We start from the raw sequence: 26068 nt of genomic DNA, 5'->3' as shown, positions 1-26068 counted from the left end.
AGCATTCATATCAAAAAGCTGAAGTGGGGGTCCTAGGATTCCCACTTCTTCATTAGCATTAGGAGTGATTCAAATGACAGAAACGGTTGTCCCAAAGCGGATCGGTTTTAGGAGTGTGTTTGTTCTTCTAATCTCCGTATCTATTGGACTTTTACTTCTTTCCAATCCTTTGATGAGTGCGGGACTCGCAAAGGATTGGAGTGTATTTTTAGCAACGGGGATATCGGCTTCGGCCGGACTCTCATTTGTTCTTTTAAAAATGGAAGGGCCCGTTGAAGATGCTTCTGTTAAAAAGAAGCGAGTTTTATTAGCAGTGGTTGTCAGTTTCTTAATAAGTTTTATATTGGCCTTTGTTGCCAAGTAATCATAGGAGGGAGGCTTACACAATGAAAAACGGAATCAAGGTCGTTACGATTGGCGGAGGATCAAGCTATACTCCTGAGTTTGTTGAAGGATTGATCAAGCGTTATGATGAGCTTCCGGTGAGTGAACTATGGCTGGTGGATGTTGAAGCAGGGAAAGAAAAACTCACTATAGTAGGAAATTTAGCGAAGAGAATGGTAGAAAAAGCAAAGGTTCCGATGGAAATTCACCTTACCCTGGATCGGAAAGAGGCGCTCGCAGATGCTGATTTTGTTACGACTCAAATGAGAGTCGGACAACTAAAAGCGAGAATTCAAGATGAGAGGCTTCCGATAAAGTATGGGATGATCGGTCAGGAAACGAATGGGGCCGGTGGATTGTTCAAGGGAATGAGGACGATCCCGGTTCTACTTGAAATCGCTGATGAAATGCAGGAGCTTTGCCCAGACGCCTGGTTGATCAATTTTACCAATCCGGCAGGCATGGTGACAGAAGCTTTGCTGCGCTACGGGTCACATCCTAAGGTCGTTGGCGTATGTAATCTTCCCATTAATACGAGAATGACATTGGCCAAGCTTCTTGATGTGGAGGTAGAACGACTGCATATCGACTTCGCCGGATTGAATCATATGGTGTACGGATTGGACGTTTTGGTGGACGGTGAGTCAGTTTTAGGGGACGTTCTGGAAATCATGAGTAACCCTGACAAGCAGGTCAGCATGAGGAATATTGCGCCGCTTCCATGGGAACCGGAGTTCATCAAGAGTCTAGGAATCATTCCATGTCCTTATCATCGCTATTTTTATAAAACGAGTGATATTTTAGAGAAGCAGCTGGAGGAATTCAAGACGGGGACCACCAGGGCCGAAGTAGTCCAGCAATTAGAAAATGAACTTTTCGAACTTTACAAAGATGAAAACCTTGATATTAAGCCTCCACAGCTTGAACAAAGGGGAGGAGCTTATTACAGCGATGCGGCTTGTAATCTCATCTCATCCATTTATAATGATCGCGGAGACATTCAAACGCTGAATGTCCGCAATGATGGAGCGATCAGTGATCTACCAAGGGGATCTGCTGTGGAAGTGAACTGCGTCGTTACGAAGTCTGGTCCTAAGCCGATTGCAGTTGGTGAGCTGCCGGTGGCTGTGAGTGGACTTGTTCATCAAATTAAATCTTTTGAACGGGTTGCTGCGGAAGCATCGGTTACAGGGTCCTATGAGAAAGCATTGCTTGCCATGACGATCAATCTGTTGGTGACGAGTGATGTAAAGGCGAAGCAGCTGCTGGATGAAATGTTTGAGGTGCATAAAGAGTATTTACCGCAGTTTCGTGAGCGAATTACACATAGTTAAGGAAGGAGAGTGTCTCAAATGGCTATTTGGGGCACTTTTTTGCGTGAAGTTGGCGAGGAGAGGGGGTATCGGAATAGGTTTTTGTGGGTATATGATCGAGTTTGGTGTGTTTATAATCGACTTTCCTGATATATGATCGAGTTTGGCATGATTATTATCGACTTTTCAAATATATTATCGACTTTGACCAGTTTATTATCGACCTTAGATGGATAAGCGATGCCTGAGCAGGACCTGATTCTAGTTTATTTTCAAAATTAAGCAACTTATTTTCAAATTCTCAGAATTATTTTCAAATCCACCCAACTTATTTTCAAATTTCCAGATTTATTTTCAAATCCGCCTAACCCTTATCCCATCCCCACATCAAATTCCACCTCAATCCCCACATCTTTCCGCCGGACGAGCATAGCATGATACAAAGACCTTTTTCCGAAAGGATACATCGCCCATGATTCCAGTTAAAACAAAGGTTGCCGCCTCTTTATATGCCACGATGTCAATCAGCTTCTGGGGCCTATCATTTGTATCAACGAAAGCAGTGTTAGACACCCTTGACCCGTATACGCTGCTCGTTCTTCGGTTTGTGATCGGAGCTCTGTTTCTGCTCATGCTCTTACTTTTAAAAAGATATCGACTCACCATTCCACTCAAATATATCCCTCATCTGATTGTGCTTGGGGTCCTTGGGGTCTTCATTCACCAAGTGATCCAGGCGACGGCCCTCCTTACAATTGATGCATCATCAGCAGGTTGGATGATTTCATTTTCTCCCGTATTCACCATCATCCTTTCCATGATTTTTTTACATGAAAAAATGACGGTTCCAAAAGCGCTTGGCATGATTATAGCTATTACAGGTGTGCTGATGGTAACGACAGCGAGGAGCGGGCAGTCTATCGGTTTTGCTGTCAACATCGGTTATATCCTGATGATTCTCAGTACATTAAATTGGGCCATCTACTCAGTGTTGCTGAAAAAACTCCGTATTGAGCTGCCATCTCTCGTCATCACCTTTTATATGAGTCTACTGGGTTTTAGCTTAACCATCCCTTTTCTAATCCGAAACCGCGGCTGGGAAGGCATTTCTCTTTTAACAAATGTTGGATGGGCCCACTTGGTGTTCCTCGGTGTATTTGTATCAGGTGTTGCGTACTGGTATTGGGGAAAGGCACTTGAGGTATTGGATGCGTCAAAGGTGTCGATGTTTCTGTATTTAGAGCCTGTTACTACACTCATTGCGGCGATCTTTCTCCTGCACGAGAAAATTTTCTTCATAAGCATCCTGGGTGGAGTCATAATTATAATAGGAGTTGTGATTGTAAATGGCCAGATGATTTCTGTTTTCCATCGGTTTCTATGGAGGAAACGATAACACAGGGAGGAATCGCGGTGACCTTAAGGGAACGGATAAAGGATAGATTGGATGAATTGACCAACCCTTCAACGAAAGAACTTAAAGAAGTCTTGCAGTCTCTACAACTGAGTCTCGATGATTTACAGCCATACTTACAGTCTCCGGAAGGAAAGCCATATTATCGAACGCTCCTTTATCAAAATGAAGTAGCAGAGCTCCTCGTGATGAATTGGTCCGACATGGAATGTGCTCCACATGATCATGGGAACTCAAAGGGATGGATCCAAGTCATGAACGGGACTTCAGTCAATACAATCTTTGAAGTAATAGAAAAACAGGTTCCACAGGAGATAGTTGATCGCGAATATAGGGAAGGTTCTTTCTTTTTTGCACCGAAAAAGGGTGTTCACAAAATGAAGAAGGGGAGTGGGGAGGACCTGGTGACCCTCCATCTCTATTCTCCGCCCATTCAGGGTATGATGGTGTACGACTTGGAAAAATGTGCTGCCTGTGTTGTTTCTGAAGAATGCGGGGCATGGTGGCCGGATCATATCAGGCAAAAGGTAAAGGAAATGCAATTAAAATAGAAAGAGCGTTTCTCCATTGCGGAGAAACGCTCTTTCTATCATTATCGTACTCTTACTGTATTTGCATCCTTACTTTCTACCCCTGTCGGAGAAACAGACGTAACACCATAAGTGTACATTCCACCTTCTAGAGCTGAAGCATCTTCATACGTTGTAAGCCCTTCTTGAGAATACACGACATCCACAATATTAGCCGGATTCTCGTAATCTCCTTCTTTCACGCCATCAAAGCGATAGATGACATATTTTCTGGCATCGGTATGCTTTTTATTATCTATCTTTATCGTGATACCTTCTTTATGTTTATCTGCTTTCACCGTGTTCGGTTTCTTTGGAAGCTCAGCATTGTTCCAAGGAGTGGCAGGGGTTAAAGAAGGCTCGGTGTAAACCTCGTTCCGTATAATATCGGCGTAACCAAGTGGGTTTTCAAATATTTGTTTGAGTGAGAAATGCATTTGCCCAAGTGCCGTTCCATTTTCACGGTTGTCCATTATTTGTTCAGGCAGTTCGTAAGGATTGAACCATTCCTGGTCAAAATTGTCTCCCACTTTATAGTCAGCCATCCCTATATAAAGATTAACGGGGTGATTGTACGCATACTCATTCACTTCCTGACTCCACCAATCTAATAGAACGGAGTAGTTAGCAACAGCCAGATTTCTAGACCAATAGATTTGAGGGGTAATATAGTCAATGCTTCCATCCTTGATCCATTGACGTGTGTCTGCATACAGATCGTCATAATTCGTTTGTCCCGCTTGTGTATCGCTTCCTGTCGGATCATCAGCGATGTTTCTCCATACACCAAATGGGGAGATACCAAACTGGACCCATTCTTTCATTTCTTTGATGGCTGAATTGATGTCAGCTACAAGAACATCGACGTTATTTCGTCTCCAATCTTCAATATCGTCAAAAGAGTTGCCATATTTCTTGTATGTATCTTGATCTGGGAAGGTTTCTCCTGAAATTCGGTAAGGATAGAAGTAATCGTCCATGTGAACGGCTTCGATATTATAATTATTCACCAATTCTTCGACGGTATCAATCAAGTATTCTTGTACTTCAGGTATACCCGGGTCCAAATAATATTGCTTGCCATATTTCACGACCCATTCAGGGTGAAGCTTGGCTACATTATCATCTGCAAGCGAGTCAATCGTTTGATTTGGCATCGTTATTCGATACGGGTTCACCCATGCATGAACCTCGATTCCGCGCTTATGAGATTCATCAATCATGATCGCAAGTGGATCATATCCCGGATCGGTCCCTTGTTTGTCACCTGTAATGTACTGGGACCAGGGAGCCAGTTCAGAAGGATAGAAGGCATCTACAGTAGGTTTCACCTGATAAATGATGGTATTAAACTTCAACTCTTTTAGCTCATCAAGGGTCTCTTCCACCCAATCAGTATACTCCTGCTTGTCCATTCCAGCTTTCACATCAATGTTTTGAACCGTGGCAATCCATGCTGCACGCATTTCATGTTTAGGCGTGTGAGTTTCCGCCGCTTTTGCTTTTCCTGTAGAAAAAGGTAGGGCAAGCGAGAACAACAAGACGGCCATGATCATGTACTTTACTGCTTTCATCAACAAATCCCCCGCTTCATTAACTGATTTCCTCTAAAGAAACCGTTTTCATTTTATTGAAATAATACTTCACGAAATAAAATAAAAACATGAAATATTATTTCTATTTTCATTATAAGGTGTTACGTTTCTATGGTATATAGTACCAACGAGGTAAAAAAACTGAATATTCTATCGATAGGAGGGATGATTTGACTAGATAAATAGTTCTAAAAAGAAAAGAAAGGGAAAGAATGAATACAGAATGTTGCGAACAATCGGGTCGAGGTGGTGGTAAAATAGAAGTTAGAGTTGAAGAGGAGAGTTGATGAAATGTTCAAGGATATAACGATAAATCAATGTGATGTAAATAACTATACATTCGTAGATGTCAGATCTCCTTCTGAATACAGGGAAATGACGATTCCGGGCAGTATGAATATACCCGTCTTCAATGATGAAGAGAGAGCAGAAGTCGGGACTCTATATAAGCAAGTGAGCAAAGAGAGGGCAACGGAACGGGGGCTGGAAATCTTCTCAGGAAAGCTCCCAAATTTTATAAAAGAGTTTAAGAAACTGGATGGTGAGATTGTGGTTTTCTGCTGGCGGGGTGGGATGCGAAGCAAAGCGGCTGCCACCTTCCTGGATTTAATGGGTGTGAAAACTTCCCGTGTTCAAGGAGGAGTCAGGGCATATCGTCATTGGGTATTGAGTGAAATGGAGACATTCGAAGTAAAGCCTCAAGCCTTTGTGTTAAACGGTGGAACTGGTATTGGCAAAACAGCCATCCTGAAACAGCTTCAAAAGGAAGGGTATCCGATCCTGGATATCGAAGGGGTAGCCAATCATCGAGGCTCCATTTTTGGACAAATCGGGTTGACACCCAGCAACCAGAAAACCTTTGATTCTCTTCTGCTTCAAGAGCTGATGGAGCTGCAGGAAACTCCCTTTATTTTATTTGAAGCAGAAAGCAAACGGATCGGAAAGCTGCTTCCCCCTGACTTTTTAGTAGAGAAAAAGGAGAGCGGTTTTCATATCATTATTGAGATGCCAATGAAAGAGAGAGTCAAACACTGCATAAAGCAATCCTGTCAATAGATGACCAAGAATGGCACAGAGAAATAACCATCGGCAAAAGCAAAATAACAATCCATGACTATTTTAATAACTTAGCCAAACATGATGAACACCATATGAATCAAATAAATGAGTGTTAATGAAGAGGGACGGACCTCCGAAATCTCGGAGGTCCGTCCCTCTTCATTTGGTTTGAATTTGGTATCGGAGGGAAAAGAAGAAGAGTTTCAGCAGCTTAATTTCAGGGTGTAAAAAAATTTTTTTAATTGAAATTTTGCATGAAAATTCATGTTGGATTTTGATGAAAAATGTTCCGGGGAGCGATTTTTTGAAAGCGATTTCTTTATGATTGCATCAAGCTTTTAAAGATTCTGAATATTAAGTGAAAATAAACATTTATATATCAACGTTCATTCGTTATATTACATATATATTTGGAAAAACAACTTTTTTTCCATCAACTTAATTTTTCGTTTTTTCTAAATTTCATGATATACTAACGAAAATTAAGAAAATTTAATTAACCGGTTAATTATTCAAAAAATATACAAGTTTAGTAGAGGAGGACATTGGATGAAAACGAATCTTCCTGTAGCGCAAGGCATGTATGATCCTGCGCAAGAACATGAAGCATGTGGAATTGGAATGATTGCAAATATTGATGGGACGAAGAGTCATAACATCGTTCAAAATGCCATTAATATTCTATGTAACTTAGAGCACCGCGGAGGACAATCTGCAGATACAAGTACTGGGGACGGTGCAGGTATTCTTACCCAAATCCCTCATCATTTCTTCAAAAAGCAATGTGAGAAAGAAGACATCATCCTTCCGAGAAAAGGTGAATATGGGATCGGAATGGTATTCCTTCCTGAAAATTATGAGCAGCGCATGAAGAGTAAAGAAATTTTCGAGCGCATCATTGAGGAAGAAGGTCAGAAGACTCTCGGATGGAGACCTGTTCCCCTAAACGATTCATTTGTCGGAAAAGTGGCATCCAAGTCGAAACCGTTCATCCGCCAGGTATTCATCGGCGTATCGAATGACATACAGTCCCGGATGGATTTCGAGCGCAAGTTATATGTGATCCGTAAACGAATTGAAAAAGAAGTGGCAACTGTTGAGGGACAAGAAGATGTCTATCTATGTAGCTTGTCGTCCACGACCATCGTTTACAAAGGGATGCTCATCCCGGAACAGCTCGATTCCTTTTATATTGACCTCAACCACCCTGAGTTCCGATCAGCTTTAGCCCTTGTACATTCCCGCTTTAGTACAAACACTTTCCCAAGCTGGCAGCGATCTCATCCAAACCGATATACGATTCATAATGGAGAATTCAATACATTACGAGGTAATGTGAACTGGATGCGCGCACGTGAGAAGCTGTGCCATTCAAGTGCTTTTAAAGAAGAAGATCTGGAAAAAATCCTTCCTGTTATTGATGAGACAGGCAGTGATTCCTCTATGTTCGATAACTGCTTTGAATTCCTTCATCTATCAGGAAGATCCCTTGCCCACACAGCCATGATGATGGTTCCGGAGCCTTGGGAAAATGATGACACGATTCATCCGAAGAAAAAGGACTTCTATGAATACCATAGCTGTTTGATGGAGCCATGGGATGGACCGGCAGCCCTTGTGTTTACTGATGGAAAACAGATTGGTGCTTGCCTGGACCGAAATGGACTCCGCCCGGCTCGTTACTATGTGACAAAGGGAGGCATGATCGTTCTTGGTTCTGAAGTAGGGGCCCTGGATATTTTTGCCGATGACATTGTGTACAAAGACCGATTACAGCCAGGGAAAATGCTGCTTGTTGATCTCGAAAAAGGAAGAATTGTCCCGGATGAAGAAATCAAGCTGCGCGTTGCTTCTGAGTATCCGTACAGACATTGGCTGGATAATAATAAATTTGAACTTGAGGAATTACCTGAAACGACACATGAACCAGTTCAACTGGCTTCAGAAGAAGTGCTCTTGCAGCAGCAGGCTTTTGGCTACACAAATGAGGAGTTGAACAAAATCATTAAGCCGATGGTGACGGACGGGAAAGATCCGGTTGGTTCCATGGGATATGATTCACCTCTTGCGGTTTTATCCAAAAAGCCACAGCTTCTTTATAACTACTTCAAACAGCTATTTGCTCAAGTGACAAACCCACCTATCGATGCGATTCGAGAGCAGATCATTACATCTGTAGGAACAACGATTGGAGCAGAAGGAAATCTTGTTGATCCGGGTCCTGAAAGCTGCAGGCATATCCATTTAAAGTCACCGATTTTAACGGGTGAAGAGCTTGAGAAGCTTCGTCATCAAAACGAAAAGGGCTTCAAAGCCGTTACTTTATCGATTTTATTTGATGTAAAGGATGATGAAAATCAGCTTGAAAGCACGCTGGAGGCTCTTTATGAAAAAGCTGACCTGGCCGTTGAAGACGGTGCGACACTCCTTATTTTATCTGACCGTGGAGTTGTGAAGGAGAAAGCGGCCATTCCAGCACTCCTTGCCGTTTCGGGACTGCATCATCACTTAATTCGCCAAGGAACGCGCACGACTGTCAGCATCCTTTTAGAATCAGGGGAGCCAAGGGAAGTGCACCATTTCGCAACCTTGCTTGGATATGGTGCAGAAGCAATCAATCCGTACTTAGCCTATGAAACACTGCGGGATCTGATCGATAAGGGCGAGCTGCAGGACACCACTTACGAACAAGCGGTGCAAAGCTTTGTGAAATCAGGGACAGACGGTGTCATCAAGGTTTTATCTAAAATGGGAATTTCGACGATTCAAAGTTACCGTGGAGCACAAATATTCGAAGCAGTAGGCATTCATAAAGATGTGATTGATAAATATTTCACCCGTACAGCGTCGAGACTCGGCGGAATCGGGATGGATATCATTGAAAAAGAAGTGCTCTTAAGGCACCGAAAAGCGTTTAATGACCGAAAAGACAATCAACGCACATTGGATTCCGGAGATGAATTCCAATATCGAAAAAATGGAGAGGATCATGCGTACAATCCAAGTACGATTCACACTCTTCAACATGCATGCCGTACGAATAATTATGAGTTATTCAAAAAATATTCCAACATGCTCACAGACGAAAAGCAGAATCTGCAATCTCTGCGCGGACTTCTTTCGTTTAAAGAAACGAAGCCTATCCCGATTGAAGAGGTAGAGTCAGTGGAAGAAATCTGTCGCCGATTCAAGACTGGTGCCATGTCATTCGGATCCATCAGTCAGGAAGCCCATGAAGCATTAGCGATTGCCATGAATAAAATTGGCGGACGGAGCAACTCAGGTGAAGGTGGGGAACATCCCAGCCGCTTCACCCCCGATGAAAATGGGGATTCAAGGCGCAGCTCGATCAAACAAGTAGCGTCAGGACGCTTCGGTGTAACAAGCCATTACTTGGTAAATGCGGACGAAATTCAAATCAAAGTTGCACAAGGAGCGAAACCTGGGGAAGGTGGACATCTCCCTGGCAAAAAAGTATATCCTTGGGTTGCTGAAGTACGGGGATCTACTCCTGGAGTGGAATTGATTTCACCCCCGCCTCATCATGATATCTATTCGATTGAAGACCTTGCCGAGCTGATTTATAACCTGAAGAATGCAAACCCGCAAGCCCGCATCAGCGTAAAGCTGGTATCAGCTGTAGGGGTTGGAACGATCGCTGCAGGTGTGGCAAAAGGCCGAGCGGATGTTGTGTTAATCAGTGGATATGACGGAGGAACGGGTGCCGCACCGAGAACAAGTCTGAAACATACAGGATTGCCATGGGAGATCGGTCTTGCCGAAGCTCATCAGACCCTGTTACTGAATCGTCTTCGTGACCGGATTGTCGTCGAGACTGATGGGAAAATGATGACTGGCCGCGATGTTGTTGTTGCATCGCTTCTAGGAGCGGAAGAGTATGGCTTCTCCACTGCACCACTTGTTGTTCTTGGATGTGTCATGATGCGTGTATGTCATCTGAATACATGTCCGGTCGGAATTGCGACACAAGACCCTGAGTTACGTAAAAAATACACGGGTGACCCTGAACATGTAGCGAACTTCATGCGCTTTGTTGCCCAGGAAACAAGAGAGCTTATGGCTCAACTCGGTTTCAGAACAATCAATGAAATGATCGGCAGAACCGATATCCTTGAAGCAAACGTAGCAATTGATCACTGGAAAGGGAAAGGAATCGACCTCTCTGCTCTTCTGCATCAGCCGGATGTGCCTGAAAAGGTGGGCCGCTATGCGACAAGAAAACAGGATCACGAACTTGAGAAAACACTCGATTATCAAGAGCTGATTCCCCGCTGCCGCCAAGCGATTGAAACGGGAGAGCCGGTGGAATGGACAACAGCGATTCGAAACATTCACCGCGTAACCGGCACGATGCTTGGAAGCGAAATTACAAATCGTTACGGGGCAGAAGGCTTACCGGAAGATACAATCCGATTGACGTTTAAAGGATCTGCAGGACAAAGCTTTGGTGCCTTTATTCCAAAAGGACTGACGCTGAGACTTGTCGGGGATTCAAATGACTTCGTAGGAAAAGGTTTATCAGGCGGGAAAATCATTGTTCATCCTGATCCAACCGCTACGTTCATTCCTGAACGAAACACGATCATCGGTAACGTTTCTTTCTACGGGGCGTCTGGTGGAGAAGCATATATTTACGGAGTGGCCGGCGAGCGCTTCTGTGTCCGCAACAGTGGAGCGCAGGTAGTCGTTGAAAGGGTCGGGGATCACGGATGTGAATATATGACAGGTGGAAAAGTGGTTGTACTCGGACTTACAGGACGAAACTTTGCAGCAGGTATGTCAGGTGGAGTCGCCTATGTACTGGATGAGGATGAAAACTTCCGATCAAGATGTAATCAGGAGCTTGTTCTTGTTCAACCATTATTTGATCCGGACGAAATGAAAGATGTATACGACATGATAGAGAAATACGTTCATTATACAAACAGCAACAATGGGAAGAAAATATTAGCGAACTGGGATTCCTACGTGTCAAAATTTGTACGCGTGATTCCGAAATCGTACCTCAAGATGAGAGAACGAATCAGTGAGCTTGAGAATAGCGGATTAGAGAAATTCGATGCTGAAATGGCAGCATTTGAAGAAGGTACAAAAGAAGAGAAAAAAGTGTTAGAACCAATGAAGTAAAGAGGGAGGGGGATATTATGGGAAAACCAACAGGATTCATGGAATATAACAGACAAACATTAGATGAACGGCATCCAGCTGAACGTACGAAGGATTGGAAAGACTACACCTCTCCTCTTTCGGAAGAAGAAATCAAGAAACAGGGGGCGCGCTGTATGGATTGCGGCGTTCCTACCTGCCAGTCTGGAATGGAAATCAACGGTTCGACAACAGGTTGTCCCGTTTATCACTTAATACCGGAATGGAACGACTTGGTGTATCAAGACCAATGGAAAGAAGCTCTTAAGCGCGAGCATCAGATGAACAACTTCCCAGAATTCACCGGTTTTGCTTGTCCGGCACCATGTGAAGGAGCATGCGTACTCGGAATCAATGAGCCGCCTGTTGCGATTAGAACCGTGGAACGCTCGATCATCGAAAAAGGGTTTGAAGAAGGCTGGGTCATTCCGGAACCACCCGAACACCGCACCGGCAAACGAGTGGCGGTCGTAGGATCTGGTCCGGCAGGATTAGCCTCTGCTGCTCAATTGAATAAAGCAGGTCATCTTGTGACTGTTTTTGAAAAAAATGATCGTGTAGGCGGATTATTAACGTATGGCATTCCGGAAATGAAATTGCCTTATTCAGTCGTTAAGCGCCGCGTCGATATTTTAGAGAAAGAGGGCATTGAATTTGTAACGAATACGGAAGTAGGAAAAGACTACACAGTCGAAAACCTGCGTGAAAACTTTGATGCTGTCATCCTGTGCGGAGGAGCGGCCGTTCATCGTGACATCCAAGTAGATGGACGAGGTTTGAAAGGCGTTCACTACGCAATGGATTTTCTTCAATCCAATACAAAAAGCTTATTGGATTCCAACCTGGAAGACGGAAATTATATTTCTGCTGAAGGAAAAAACGTCATCGTCATCGGTGGGGGAGATACAGGTACAGACTGTTTAGCCACTTCGGTAAGACATAACTGTAAAAGCCTCACTCAGTTTGATATCTATGATAAAAAGGGCGCCATGCGGGATGAAGTAGGCAATCCATGGCCGCAATACCCAGTCATTCACCGGGTAGAGTACGGTCAAAAAGAAGCAGCTGAAGTACTTGGAGAAGATCCACGTGCGTACGCTGTCATGACGAAGAAGTTTGTCGGTGACGAGCATGGTCATATCAAAGAAGTTCATACGGTTAATGTAAAGCTTCGTTATGACGAAGATGGAAACAAGATCCGCGATGAAATTCCTGGATCGGAAAAAGTATGGCCAGCGGATCTTGTCCTTCTGGCAATCGGATTCAGTGGTCCGGAACAAGACCTGATCAAAGAGCTTGAAGTCGAAACAAACAGCAATTCCACCGTTAAAGCAGAGTACGGTAAATACCTGACTAACGTCGATGGAGTCTTCGCCGCAGGAGACATGCGCCGAGGCCAAAGCCTCATCGTCTGGGCAATCAACGAAGGCCGTGAAGCAGCACGCGAATGCGACCGCTACCTCATGGGTGGAACTGAATTACCTTAATAGAGGGACGGACCTCCGTAGGGCATGATGCCTGACGGGGGTTTTTCTTTGTTTTTTTGATTGTATGTGTGAATTAAGATAGGGGATGGTTGTTGGCTGAATATTCATCCCTATTCACTTCTAAACAGGTTGGAACCAGAATATTTTTTATGGGAGAGGTTTTGTCCTATTTACTAGACAAAGCATTTTGAAGTGAAAAATAGGCTGATAGGGGGAAAACAAAATGATGAAATATCTTCAGCGCATTGGTCGTTCGTTGATGCTTCCAGTTGCCGTTTTGCCGGCTGCTGCGATTCTGATGGGGATTGGGTATTGGATCGATCCGACTGGCTGGGGCGCGGATAGTCCGATTGCCGCTTTCTTAATTAAGGCAGGCGCTTCGATCATTGATAATATGTCGATTCTGTTTGCGGTCGGTGTAGCACTGGGTATGGCCAAAACGAAGGATGGTTCTGCAGCACTGAGCGGGTTGGTCGCTTATCTCGTGATTACGACACTCCTTTCAACGGACTCAGTTGCACTGCTTCAAGGTGTGGATGCCGCAGCGGTCAATCCGGCATTTGAGAAAATCGGTAATCAGTTTGTCGGAATTCTGTCAGGGATCGTTGCGGCAGCTATGTACAATCGCTTCAGTCATGTGAAGCTTCCGGATGCACTTGCCTTTTTTAGCGGAAAACGATTGGTTCCGATCATGTCGGCGGTTGCCATGCTGGTTGTATCAGGTGTGATGCTGTTCGTTTGGCCGGTCATCTACACTGCTCTAGTTTCATTCGGGAAGGAAATCAGTGGATTAAGCTTCACGGGTGCGGGTTTATATGGATTCTTTAATCGATTATTAATTCCTACTGGACTGCATCATGCCTTGAATTCCGTGTTCTGGTTCGACGTTGCCGGTATTAATGATATCGGGAACTTCTGGTCAGGTAAAGGTGAAAAAGGTGTGACGGGTATGTATCAGGCTGGGTTCTTCCCGGTTATGATGTTTGGTCTTCCTGCAGCGGGGCTTGCCATCTATCATGCTGCAAAGCCAAGTAAGAAGAAGCAGGTGGCGTCACTTATGCTGGCAGCTGGTTTTGCTTCCTTTTTTACAGGAGTAACGGAACCTCTGGAGTTTGCCTTCATGTTCGTGGCACCTGCCCTTTATGTAGCACATGCTGTGTTGACAGGATTATCCCTGGCCATTGCCTCTTTCTTTCAATGGACGGCTGGGTTCGGATTCAGTGCAGGGTTCGTCGATTTTGTCCTAAGCTCAAGACTTCCGTTAGCGAATCTTCCGTACATGCTGCTCATACAAGGTGTCGTATTTGCCCTACTATACTATTTCTTGTTCCGTTTCATGATCGCGAAATTCAATCTAATGACTCCGGGCCGTGAAGAGGATAATGAAGAATCAGTAGTGGAAAGCGCAACAGTGCATACTCAAAGCGAAAAGTTTGCTGTGATGGCAGCGGAGATCTATGCAGGACTCGGCGGAGATGAAAATGTAACATCCGTTGATAACTGTATAACAAGATTGAGAGTGGAAGTGAAGGACATGGATGCGGTGGATCAGGAGCGGATCAAAGCGACAGGGGTTCCGGGCATTCATGTGGTTGGGGAAAATAGCATTCAAGTGATTGTCGGGACGTCGGTGCAGTTTGTGGCTGATGAGATTGAGAGGATTCGAAGGTAGGGGGTGTAGATAGTTCAAGAGAAAGGATGGCAAAATGTGTTGGATTTTGCAGAATGGCAGATATATCGTAAATATGGCAGCAAAAATGAAAAAGTGGCAGATAAAAGATGATTTCGGCAGATATATTTCTCAAATGGCAAATAAATGAATGCCACCACCTTTCCCCAACTCCCACGCCATGAGTTGGGGTCTCTTTTTCTCCCAAACTGCAAAAACTTCTCGAATAGTCTATACTTTACCCTATAGAATTCTTTCCCAGAAAGGTTTTTACCATGAAGAAACTAAAAGAAATGGATCTCTATCAACCGATCCAAAAACATTTTCATAAACAGGGTTACCAGGTGAACGGTGAAGTGAACGATTGTGATGTGACTGCCTTTAAAGAAGATGAACTTGTGATTGTAGAATTGAAGCTTTCATTGAATGTCGAGCTTCTTATTCAAGCGACAAAGCGGCAGAGACTCACAGACCTTGTGTACATTGCGATCCCGAAACCAAAGCGTCCCCGGTCAAAGCGGTGGAATGATGTCTGCCACTTGGTTCGCAGATTAGAACTCGGTCTGATTACCATTTCGTTTACAACGAAAACACCAAAGCTTGATTTTGTCATACATCCGGAAACCTTTGACCGGAAAAAGAGTATGAAGAACAGTAAGCGAAAAAGGGCGGCTCTTGTAAAAGAAATCGAAGGGCGCAGTGCAGATTACAATGTAGGCGGCAGCAATAAAACGAAAATCATGACGGCCTACAAGGAAAACTGCATTCAGATTGCTTGTTACCTGGAAAAACATGGTCCCATGTCACCTAGGAATTTAGCCAAGTTGGGCACTGGTGCGAAAACTCCATCGATTCTTCAGAAAAATTATTACTGCTGGTTTGAGCGGGTAAAAAGGGGAGTTTACCAGATAACGGAGCAAGGAAAAAAAGAGCTTGGGAAGTATCCCGAACTTGTAAGCTATTACTCAAAGAAAATAGAAGAACAATAGAAAGAGCCTGCCCCCGCAACCGGAGAGCAGGCTCTTCTTTGCATCTGACTACTAGTACCCGCATTCTTCACATATACATTAAATCAGAGCAGATATCGGGAGGATAAATGTATGAAAAAGAAGATTGAGAGCACGATTCATAAAATGGTGAGTGATCTTCAGCATAAACAGAATGCGGACGGAAGCTGGTCCTTCTGCTTTGAAAATAGCGTGATGACTGATGCGTATATGATCATTCTCCTACGTTCCCTTGAGACGGGGGATGAAGAGCTAGTGGGACGGCTGGTGAACCGCCTTTGGAATTTGCAAACAAGGGAAGGGACATGGAAGCTTTTTGAGGATGAGAAGGAAGGAAATCTGTCTTCAACGATTGAAGCCTACTTTGCCCTGATGTATAGCGGCATGGTGAAGGACGATGATAAGAGACTTGAGAAAGCGAAACATTTTATAGAGAAAAATGGCTTTCACGAGGCGCACTCGATTACTAAATTTATGCTTGCCATTCATGGACAATATGATTGGAAGCATTTGCTTCCGATTCCCATTGAGTTTTTAATGATTCCAAAGCATTTCCCCCTGAATTTTTGGGATTTCAGCAGCTATGCACGAGCTCATTTGGCACCACTGTTGCTACTGAAAGATCAGCGATTCTCGTTAAAAACAAATAGCATTCCTCAAATCAAACATATGTCCCGTACCCCCCATGAAGTACGATACAACGATCGGGAACTGAAATTATTTTCGAAAATCAACCAAGGCCTACAGTCCTTAATAAGTATTCCATCCCATCTTCACCAACATGCCCGGCAGTTTGTCCAGCAGTACATGCTGCAACGGATCGAATCAGATGGAACGTATCTTAGTTACTTCAGCACGACGTTTTATATGATTTATGCCCTGTTGAGCTTGGGCTATAAAAAGAATGATCCTACCATTGTTAAGGCAATGGATGGATTAAAAGAGATGGCATGTGAAACAAAGAAAGGTATACATGTTCAAAACTCTCCCTCTACCGTTTGGGATACTGCTCTGATCAGCTATGCCCTTCAGGAAGCGGGGGTGGATGCACATGACCATTCCATAGGGAAAGCGATGGAGTACCTTGGTAGAAAACAACATTTTCGGTATGGAGATTGGGCGATGGAGAGCGGAGTGAAGCCCGGGGGATGGGGCTTTTCAGGAAGCAACAGCATTCACCCTGATGTGGATGATACGACAGCGGCTCTTAGGGCCATTACGTATTCAGCTGCAGAGAATCCACTTGTCCGGCAATCATGGGATCGTGGGATTGATTGGGTTATCGGTATGCAAAACCGTGATGGAGGCTGGCCGGCATTTGAAAAAAACAAGACGAAAGGCATCCTTACTTCTTTTCCAATGGACGGGGCTGAGGCAGCGGCGATCGATCCATCAACTCCTGATCTAACAGGAAGAACACTGGAATTTCTAGGAAGACGGGCAGGTCTGACCAAAGACCATCCCCAGGTGAATAGGGGGGTTCAATGGTTGAAGCTAATGCAAAAGGACGATGGATCCTGGTACGGACGATGGGGAGTCTGCTATATCTATGGAACGTGGGCGGCCATCACGGGAATGAAAGCAACGGGAGTGCCTTCTTCTAATAAGAATATCCAAAGAGCTAAAGCATGGTTAGAGAGCATTCAACACAAGGACGGGGGCTGGGGAGAATCCTGTTATAGCGATCAGGAGAAGACATACGTGCCTCTTTCCTTCAGTACCCCATCACAAACAGCATGGGCACTGGAATCTCTCATCTGTATCGAAGACAAACCAACCCCTGCAATTGACCTGGGCATCATGGCGCTTCTCGAATTAATGAACGGAGAAGCAGATGACTCATCCAAAACGTACCCAACAGGAGTCGGTCTTCCAGGAAACTTCTATATACACTACCATAGCTACCGGTGGATATGGCCCCTGATCACACTCAGCAGGTACAAAGAGAAATACGGGTGAGGGACAGACCTCTTGAAGTCCGTCCCTCCATGCGATAAAATAAAAAAAAGAATTTTCGGATAAAAGTGTGGTTGTATGGTGAAAGTGGATTCGTTTCCTTATCCCTTTAAGGGGGAAGTGTATCGGTATTCCACTAATTCGGTTCCTTTGGATGAGCCGAGTAGTGTGGAGGTTTTTCTGAAGAGGAAGCGCAATTTATGGTCAAGGTATCAGAGTGATCGATGTGTTCTGTTGCGAAAGTCATCAGAAAACAAAGATTGATAGCGGAAATTTGGGTAAACTCCAGACGACCTGTTCCCATTTCACTTAAAGCTGTCCGTTTCCGATCATTACTCTCCATTACGAGGATCATACCTCGGTTACGCTACCTTAGAAACGGGGAGTGATCATAGGTGAATCTACATAAAACCATCCCCGTCCAAGTCAGGTCCATTCATCAGGAAACGCCTCACGTTAAGAGGTTTCCGCTTGTTCATAAACATAACGAGCCCCTTCCTTATTGTAGCGGGGGATCCCATATCACTACATATGTGGAGTTGGATGGACAAACCATTGCCAGATCGTATTCCTTAACGAATCCACCTGGTCAAACAGCCGCCTATCAAATCGCCATCCGTCTAATTGAAACGTCCCAGGGAGGATCTCTGTATTGGCATGAACGGATGAAGGAGGGGGACATGTGTATCGCGTGCTCAGTCTGGGAAGTTGCAAATTCAGTTGTGACAGTGGCATACAAGGTGTTTTTCCTATAGAGTAAATAAATAACAAAGAGATACACCATAATGTAGTATGACACTAAAGAAATGGAGGGGTCAACATCACCGATCTAAATACATTATTTCGCAAAAGAATACATTATCCAACCACCGCGAAAATAACCTTTCAACAACTAGATACCATTTTAGAAGAAACAGCTAAAAGCATCCCATTCGAAAATCTATGCGTTATTGGAAATACTTTCACCAATCTTACCAAAGAAAATCTAATGAATAAAATGCTCGTGAAGAATGAAGGTGGTCTATGTTATGAATTGAATTCATTGTTTTATTTATTTTTGATCGAAAATAAATTTGATGCGGTTCTTGTTCGTGGAGTCGTTTACGATCATGATAAAGAGCAGTACCAGACGTTAGGAAGAACTCATGTGGTCATTTTAGTCACTCATCAAGATGCCAAATATGTGATTGATACGGGTTTTGGAGGGAATCTCCCGTTAAAACCAGTACCATTATCGGGAGAAACGGTCGTCTCTTCAAATGGCGAGTTTAGAGTTAAAGAGGTCGACAGTCTCCATGGAGATTATATCTTTGAAATGAAATTAAAGCATAAGCATTCGGAATGGAGAACCGGATATGCTTTTGATTCGGGTGATCCCATAAAGGATGTCACTCAGTTGAATGACATTCAAACAATTATTGCCAACCATTCAGATTCCCCTTTTAACAAGCATCCATTGCTGACAAAACGGACGAATGACGGGAATGTGACCTTAACAGACACGTCCTTTACCCACTGGAAGGCCGGAGGATTAACGAAAAAGGAGATAGACCTTGAAAGTTATAAAGAACTGCTGAATTCCTGGTTTGGTTTCCAGCATACTAAAAAAAACCCGGAATAAATCCGGGTCTGATTATTCACTTCCCTAGTATGGACATGATGCCTTTATAGATAAGGAATAGTGAGAATATGAGAATAGCTAAAACGCCTATGATGTCCGTTACTGGGGATACACTTGCTAAGAACGTACCTGCTAAAGGAACCTTCAACAATGCGAAACCGGATAGAATACCCGCTACTAACAAAAGAATAAAACGATCCATTCTGTTCCCCCTCCTTTCGAGGTATTATATGTTCAAGGTGATAGGAAGTTGAACCCATTCTTATGTCAAAATTCATAAAGAAAAAAGGAATGAGCCTATTCGATAGGTTCATTCCTTTTGTTTCATCAATGAATTATAATCCCAGTTCTTCCAAAATAGAATCAAGTGTTTTTCCATCTGCTGACTCTACTGGAGTAGGTGCGTCCTCAACTTGTTCATTCTGTAATAAATAGTTTTTCTGAACAAACTTGATATCATTCGCATCCACCACCTCATCGAAATTGATGTCGGCAGCACGATTATTTGTATTCCAGGCATCCTGAATGGCGATGGCATCATGGATGTCGATGACGTTATCCTGGTTGACATCTCCCCCGACAGGCTTCAGGTTCGTAGCTCTATGATACTTTCCATAAAGCTCCCCATTGTACTCATAACCGATTCTTTCTGTGTTTTTGGTCAAGAAGTGGCCAGGCACTTGAACTTTTACTTCATATGGATCTTTGCTTAATGGAAGTTTCCCGATGGAGTACTCCCCATTTTCCGTGATGGAAGATGGATTATAGACGTCTCCGGATGAATTCTTGAATTCGATGGTGGCACCAGCTTTGTTCCAATCTTTCTTGACATTGAAGCCAGATCCACTATCAAATCCTTCCGGGCTCACAAACCCTGTTATTGAGTTAAAGTCCGGATTGACAGCGAGTTCAGCACCAGCATGTAATAGATCCATTGCTTCATTGTTAGAATTCGTTACGGTAACAGTTGGATCCAAGGCGTCTAATTTAGTGAACAGTTCATCTTGAACCTTCACTTGCACATCAACAATTGCGCTATGATCAAATGATTGAATAGGTTCATTGAACGTAACCTTGATCTGGTTTCCATCAAGGGTCAGCGAAGCTTTATCGGAAAATTCCCCGGATAACTTGGCATCGACCACTTCTGGTTGAAATCCGTAATAATCTTCAAATGTCCAAGTGGCTTCCTTTGCATCTTGAACATTATCCAGTGCTAAAGTTGCGTGTACGGTTTCACCAGTTGTAACGGTTTTCGCATCGGTTTTCAGATACGAATTTGGTGTACCTTCTTTAATGAAGAAATAGTTCTTCATCCCACTATTGTTTCCAGCCATATCATAGCCCTTCATTCTAAAGTTAAGAGCTTCCACGTTCTCATTCATCGCAATTTCTTCGACAAACTTACCGTTTTCATCCATATAAAGCGGGGATGATGGGAACGGTGAATTCCAATAATAAATCATAAAGTTTTTGGATTGATCTGTGTCAATTCCTGCTTCTTGCATGTCTTCAATAAGTGGATCTGTAATTTCAATCTCAAATGGATAGGTTTCCTGACCTGGTTGATATTCAAGGAACGGGGATTCACCATCCAATGAACTTTTGAAGGTTGGTCCTTCTATATCGATGAAGAAAGGTTCTGTTTTCGTTTTCACTTTCCCTTTGGGGTCGGTTGTCACATATTTTAAATTGTAATGTCCAGGCTTGGCGATGGTCACATCATCAGCAACAGGATGTTTTTTATCCCCTGTAAATGCATGGTAGCCACCCTGGAATGCACGTAATAAGTAATTGTTATCAAGTAAAGCACCCTGCAAGTTAAGTGTACCGATCAATCCTAAATCTTCACCTGATTCTCCATCCTGAAGGATCAAATCCATGCTTTCCATCGTTGAACTCAGATTGAATTCAAGAAGTGCAGATGGATAGCGATATGGATCAAAACCATGTGTGTACTGAGGAGGTGCAAAAGCAGGGGACAATAATTGAAGTGTATTAAAGCCCTCTTCTGATCTTTTTACACTAAATGGAACACGGTAACTTTCTGAACGGTCGTTTTGGTTCGTTACGACCAGATACCCTTCATATATCCCCTTCGCAGCGGTTTTCGGCATCGTCATGAATAGGTTTGAGGTCTTTTTCTTACCTCCATTTACCTTGATGGACTTATCAGTCGTTACTTGAACTCCATTTTCTTTAAGGCTAAGGGTGCCTTCCTGTATATTTTCTTCAACACGAATGTCGAATGTTTTCTTTTCACCACTATTATTGGTAATTTCAAAACTTTTTTGTACGCGGAGGTGAGTTCCTTCAGCCACTACTTGATTCCCAAAGCTCAGTCCTCCTGTCGGATTGTCGATCGGGATCAGTTCTTCACCGCTAGGAAGCAACGTCTCATCTTTGATTTGGATCTTCGTCTGACTGTGAAGGGCTTGGTACGGATCCACTCTTCCAGCACCAACCTCAAATACGCTGTAATCTCCATTCAATGGATCAGCAGAGTTCATGAGTAGGGTTTTAATATCAGCAGGCTCAAGATCGGGATTTTCTCCTAAAAGTAAAGCTGCAACCCCCGCAGTGAAAGGGGAAGCCATAGAGGTACCTGATAATCTAGAGTAAGCATACTGATAGTCATCCGTTTTTTCTGGATCGATCATATATGAAGGGAAGGTCGACAGAACGCTGACTCCCGGTGCTACGACTTCCGGTTTCATATCATAGCTTTTGTTAACAGGACCCCGTGAACTGAAATCCGCTAATTGATCACCTTTCGTAAAACTTTCTTCTAAATGAGTGAAGGTGAAACTGGTCGACCCACTGGTGATCGCTGCTTTCAATTCTTCTCCTGCAGCTTTCGTCATGGAGAAGGCAGGAACATAGTTTACAGATTCCCCAAGATTATAACCTATATGACCCTCTACATTGTTATACATAATGACAGCATTGGCACCATGTTCTTTTGCGAATTTCACTTTGTCATTCAGAGCAAAATCACCACGCTGAACGAAAGCGATCTTTCCTTCCACGTTTTTATTCTCATAATCTTCCGGATATCCTAACCCGACATCCACCAGCTCCAGTGTTTGCTCTTCTAAACTTGTAAACTTGTGGGCGAAGCCTCTGGCCATACTCACAATATCGGTGGTCCAACCATTGGAACCTTGTCCTGTAAATGTAGTTTGTGAGACAGGGACATCACTTGCCCCTACGGTTAAAGCCAAAGCTGCTGTACCAGGTGAGCCGAGCGTAAAGTCATTTGGACCTGAATTCCCTGCAGAAACAACGGCAGTGACTCCATTTAAAACCGCATAATTAAGGGCTGTACTGGTTGGATAGTAAGGGTCGTTAATAGCGGCACCCAATGAGAGGTTGATGACATCCATTCCATCTTGAATCGACTTCTCTATACCGGCGAGGACGTCTTCGGTGTAGCCGCTTCCGTATGGACCGAGAACCCGATACACATATAGGTCAGCATCAGGGGCAACCCCTTCAACAGATACTTCACTATCATTCTCATTTTGTCCTACAATCGTTCCCGATACATGGGTACCGTGAGAGGTGTAATACGAACTTCCTGTATAACTGAACTCAGGCTCACTCGTATTCTTCCAATCTTCATAGGTGGCTTCCATGGGATCAGAATCATCGTCAACAAAATCATAACCGCCTTTGTAGGCATCCTTCAGATCAGGGTGGTTATAGTCGACTCCCGTGTCGATTACCCCGACTTTAATCCCATCTCCCGTTATTCCTTCCTTATGTAACTGATCTACCTTTAAAAATGGAATGCTTTCCACAGACGTTGTGATTTCCCTCTCAACATCTTTTGGGAGATCTTGTTGAACGGGATCTACCGTAAATGCCTGATTTTTATACACCGCTTTGACAGCTTTGGAGTTAAGCAGTAGCTCTACTTGATTGGCTGGAAGTGTCATCGCCACCCCGTTATACGCGTCTTTATAGATTTGGGTAATTTTCGGCGCTACCTTTTTTCCTTTTACATTACTAGTAAATAGATGCTTTGTTACATCTTCCTTAAAAATCTTATGTTCTTTCTCTACCTTTGCCTCAGCATCCGCTTTCTTGAGTTTTTTTCCTTTTACGGCCGCTTCTAAAACAGCTACATTGCTCGGTTTAGATTGAAATTGGACGATAACCGAAATCTCTTCACCGGATGCTAAATCACTCTGTTGAAATCCTTGAAGGCCCATTGTATTAGTTAATTCCAATTGATGTAAGGCTTGTCTCTGCTCATCAGTCAAAGAAGATAAAATTGTTTCTGCTTCCCAATCAGCAGCTGTGGCTGTTGGAATGGAATAGGTCGATATTGGAGATAACATTAATCCTGTGGATAATGCAATCACAGCTGATTTCTTTGCAATGGAAGATCCATTCATCATTTCTACCTCTTTTCTGTAATATTAGATGGTGATTTATCGAAATATTGGTTCAATTCATATTTTAAAGGAGTTTGAACTTGTTTGTATGGGGGTTTACTTCGAGACTAATGAACTACATAATTGGTGGGATTTTTAACCTATAACTGATTTTCCGTGGTTTCTGCAGGATAAAAGTTGTGAAATAATGAATTGGTATTGGGGTTGCAAAGGGCTTGTTTGGATGAATATTATGCAAAGAGGACGATTAACTTATAATATAGTGGTAAAATGAATTGATTTTCTAGTGTTCCATCTACTATCTTTCAAAAAAAGAATGATAAAAAGAGACAAGTCATCCTTTTATCATTCGGAAGGAGCATTATTCTAATTCATAATAACTTATTTCGCTGGACATCTTATCGGATGCAAGCCGGAAACCCTTTTCTGTTTGCCCGGTTTTAACATAATATAAAAATAGTTGTCTTTCATAATGCTGATACATCAATTGACTTCCCGTTTTTTTGAAATGGGGGAGAGCTGTATTTTCAATATACTCATAAAGTTCTTTTTCATTTCCCTTTAGGGTGAGTAAGTAAATCTCAAAGAATACGTAAGTGGGATCCTGATGCTGAGTTGCCATTTTTAGTCCTTTTGTCGCTAAATGATTGAGCTCTTCGGAAGTAAGTAAATTTCCTTTCATACAAGCAAGTATATAGCCGCTAAGTGTTACCAAATAATGTGACGCAGGGGTTTCCTCATTAATAAGTTTTAATGCTTTTTCATAGGATTCTTTTGATTCAGAATATCGTTTTCTCCTAAAATATTCGAATCCAAGATTGTTATGGATCTTATGTTCCCTTTCCTTGGAATTAACGGATTCACAGACTCTGAGGAGCTTATCATACTGTTGTTTGGTTTCTTCCATATCAAAGGGTTCTTTGGCATTCAATTGGATTAAAATTAAGGTTTCAGAATCGATAACCCTCAGGATATTTAATGTTTTTTGGAAAAAATGCAAAGCTCTTTGCCCATAATAATAGGCAAAGGTGTTTGAATGAATGGAATGATACGCTAATGCCAAATGAAAATAATATTCGGAGTTCGGATATTCATCGTCAATCTGTTTTAATACTTTAATGCAAGAGTTAAACTGCCTTGTTGAATGATGATAGATTCCCTTGACATGCAACAATAAATTTTGTTCAAAAGGAGAAAGAGAGTAGTTTTTATGTTCGAACATGTCCATTATTTCTTTTGCTTTTCCATGTTTATTCAAAAATAGATAATACCTTGCCAGGAAAAGATTGTATTGAACAATGAAGTCTGATAGAAACCGTAAAGGTTCTTTTTCAATTTCCCCTTTTAATTGATGGATTTCATTGGTTCGAATCATAATAATCGCATCGTTCCATTCTGATAACTTAACCTGTAAGGAATGATAGCGAGAACGTTCAACATCCATATTGATTCCAAGCTTTCTTGCAAGTAAATCAGTAATTTCACTGGAATACTCTGTGATTCCTCTTTCAATTTTACTTAGATGCGTGGGGGAGCATATCCCCTGTGCAAGCTGCTCTTGAGTCAAACCCGAATCTTCGCGATGAAACTTAATTAATTTACCTTCAATCATACTACACCCCAAATGAACTATTTTATTATTCATTATAGGGAAAATTTTCTCGGTATTCTATAGGTTTAGAACAAGACGGAGGTCTGAAGGCAATAACATCCAAATAGCATCTCTATAGTGTTTTTCTCTTTTCTTCCTGAAGTTCATCCTGTACTTCTTTCACCAGAGGAGGGGAATCCTGAATGACTTCCCGCTATATAACCAACCCCGTTTTCATTCCAATTAGGATCCAATAGACTAGCCCTTTTAAACACTCAAAGCCTAGATAAGCTCTGAGTGTTTTTGTTTTTAGGATAGTCAGCAATCAGCGACTGTTTACAAAATAAGCGCACGATTTTTTCTATGCTCTTTTCTTAAAGGAGCCGTTTTGAAAAGCCTCGATTCTTCTTCTGTCTTTGGAATGACCTTTGGCACCGGCTTTGGTTTTCCATTTTCATCAACGGCGACCATCGTCAGGAATGATTCAGTCGTCAGGGTTTTGACACTCGTTACGAGATTCGTAGAAAACACCTTTACATAAACCTCCATTGATGTTCTGCCTGTAGAAGTGACGTATGCCTCGAGGCTTAACGCATCACCGACTGTTGCAGACGACAAAAAGTCGACGGAGTCAATCGATGCCGTAACGACGACTGAGCTGGAGTGCTTCATTGCTGATAGTGCCGCAATTTCATCAATATAGGAAAGGACTTTTCCTCCGAAGATCGTTTGCATATGATTGGTGTCCGGTGGCAGCACCAATTTTGTTTGTATGGTTCGTGAACGTTCTACCGAATAAGCTTGTTCCATTTTCTCATCTCCCAGTTTAATTTC

The 26068-nt window shown here is 42.9% G+C and carries 17 protein-coding genes; 12 read left to right on the top strand and 5 right to left on the bottom strand.

Annotation, left to right across the window (positions count from 1 at the left end; all coding sequences use genetic code 11):
• Window positions 1-73 precede the first annotated feature (73 nt).
• The 4 genes from AC6CIB_RS06250 (at window position 74) to AC6CIB_RS06235 (ending at window position 3662) form a co-directional block, all read left to right on the top strand.
• The gene (locus AC6CIB_RS06250; RefSeq protein WP_498278850.1) at window positions 74-364 is read left to right on the top strand and encodes a hypothetical protein; all 291 of its coding nucleotides are present in this window, start codon (window positions 74-76) and stop codon (window positions 362-364) included.
• A 22-nt stretch (window positions 365-386) separates the two neighbouring features.
• Window positions 387-1718, top strand: a complete 1332-nt coding sequence (locus tag AC6CIB_RS06245; protein WP_498278848.1) for a 6-phospho-beta-glucosidase — start codon at window positions 387-389, stop codon at window positions 1716-1718.
• A 451-nt stretch (window positions 1719-2169) separates the two neighbouring features.
• Window positions 2170-3093: a DMT family transporter gene (locus tag AC6CIB_RS06240; RefSeq protein ID WP_498278846.1), complete on the top strand. Its 924-nt coding sequence runs from the start codon at window positions 2170-2172 to the stop codon at window positions 3091-3093.
• Between the two features lie 17 nt (window positions 3094-3110).
• A complete protein-coding gene (locus AC6CIB_RS06235; RefSeq protein ID WP_498278844.1) occupies window positions 3111-3662 on the top strand; it encodes a cysteine dioxygenase in 552 nt (183 codons plus the stop codon).
• 41 nt (window positions 3663-3703) lie between these two features.
• On the opposite strand, the gene AC6CIB_RS06230 is transcribed toward AC6CIB_RS06235, so the two are convergent.
• Complete coding sequence (locus AC6CIB_RS06230; protein WP_498278842.1) at window positions 3704-5254, bottom strand: glycoside hydrolase family 10-like protein; 1551 nt, start codon at window positions 5252-5254, stop codon at window positions 3704-3706.
• Between the two features lie 312 nt (window positions 5255-5566).
• Here AC6CIB_RS06230 and mnmH point away from each other — a divergent pair, with 312 nt between their 5' ends.
• The 8 genes from mnmH to AC6CIB_RS06190 all read left to right on the top strand — a co-directional run bounded on the left by mnmH (window position 5567) and on the right by AC6CIB_RS06190 (window position 19240).
• On the top strand, window positions 5567-6331 hold the full coding sequence (gene mnmH / locus AC6CIB_RS06225; RefSeq protein ID WP_498278840.1) for a tRNA 2-selenouridine(34) synthase MnmH: 765 nt from the start codon (window positions 5567-5569) through the stop codon (window positions 6329-6331).
• Window positions 6332-6883: 552 nt separating this feature from the next.
• A complete protein-coding gene (gltB, locus tag AC6CIB_RS06220; RefSeq protein ID WP_498278838.1) occupies window positions 6884-11482 on the top strand; it encodes a glutamate synthase large subunit in 4599 nt (1532 codons plus the stop codon).
• 17 nt (window positions 11483-11499) lie between these two features.
• Window positions 11500-12987, top strand: a complete 1488-nt coding sequence (locus AC6CIB_RS06215) for a glutamate synthase subunit beta (protein WP_498278836.1) — start codon at window positions 11500-11502, stop codon at window positions 12985-12987.
• 223 nt (window positions 12988-13210) lie between these two features.
• On the top strand, window positions 13211-14659 hold the full coding sequence (gene nagE / locus AC6CIB_RS06210) for an N-acetylglucosamine-specific PTS transporter subunit IIBC (protein WP_498278834.1): 1449 nt from the start codon (window positions 13211-13213) through the stop codon (window positions 14657-14659).
• A gap of 272 nt (window positions 14660-14931) precedes the next feature.
• Window positions 14932-15645 carry a DUF2161 domain-containing phosphodiesterase gene (locus AC6CIB_RS06205; RefSeq protein WP_498278832.1) on the top strand — a complete coding sequence of 238 codons (714 nt, stop codon included), beginning with the start codon at window positions 14932-14934 and terminating at the stop codon, window positions 15643-15645.
• A 111-nt stretch (window positions 15646-15756) separates the two neighbouring features.
• The gene (gene shc / locus AC6CIB_RS06200) at window positions 15757-17622 is read left to right on the top strand and encodes a squalene--hopene cyclase (RefSeq protein ID WP_498278830.1); all 1866 of its coding nucleotides are present in this window, start codon (window positions 15757-15759) and stop codon (window positions 17620-17622) included.
• Window positions 17623-18014: 392 nt separating this feature from the next.
• Entirely contained in the window at window positions 18015-18374 is a 360-nt protein-coding gene (locus tag AC6CIB_RS06195) for a ferredoxin reductase domain-containing protein (RefSeq protein ID WP_498278828.1), read from the top strand.
• A gap of 65 nt (window positions 18375-18439) precedes the next feature.
• Window positions 18440-19240 carry an arylamine N-acetyltransferase family protein gene (locus AC6CIB_RS06190; RefSeq protein ID WP_498280479.1) on the top strand — a complete coding sequence of 267 codons (801 nt, stop codon included), beginning with the start codon at window positions 18440-18442 and terminating at the stop codon, window positions 19238-19240.
• A gap of 16 nt (window positions 19241-19256) precedes the next feature.
• On the opposite strand, the gene AC6CIB_RS06185 is transcribed toward AC6CIB_RS06190, so the two are convergent.
• The 4 genes from AC6CIB_RS06185 to AC6CIB_RS06170 form a co-directional block, all read right to left on the bottom strand.
• Window positions 19257-19442, bottom strand: coding sequence for a hypothetical protein (locus AC6CIB_RS06185; protein ID WP_148968056.1), 186 nt, complete (start codon window positions 19440-19442; stop codon window positions 19257-19259).
• 133 nt (window positions 19443-19575) lie between these two features.
• The gene (locus AC6CIB_RS06180) at window positions 19576-23646 is read right to left on the bottom strand and encodes a S8 family serine peptidase (protein WP_498278826.1); all 4071 of its coding nucleotides are present in this window, start codon (window positions 23644-23646) and stop codon (window positions 19576-19578) included.
• A 358-nt stretch (window positions 23647-24004) separates the two neighbouring features.
• Window positions 24005-25255: a helix-turn-helix domain-containing protein gene (locus AC6CIB_RS06175; protein ID WP_498278824.1), complete on the bottom strand. Its 1251-nt coding sequence runs from the start codon at window positions 25253-25255 to the stop codon at window positions 24005-24007.
• A 315-nt stretch (window positions 25256-25570) separates the two neighbouring features.
• Window positions 25571-26044: an acyl-CoA thioesterase gene (locus AC6CIB_RS06170; RefSeq protein WP_498278822.1), complete on the bottom strand. Its 474-nt coding sequence runs from the start codon at window positions 26042-26044 to the stop codon at window positions 25571-25573.
• Window positions 26045-26068 lie beyond the last annotated feature (24 nt).

The organism is Rossellomorea sp. GQ25 (assembly GCF_059758515.1).
This window is presented reverse-complemented; position numbering and strand designations above follow the sequence as displayed.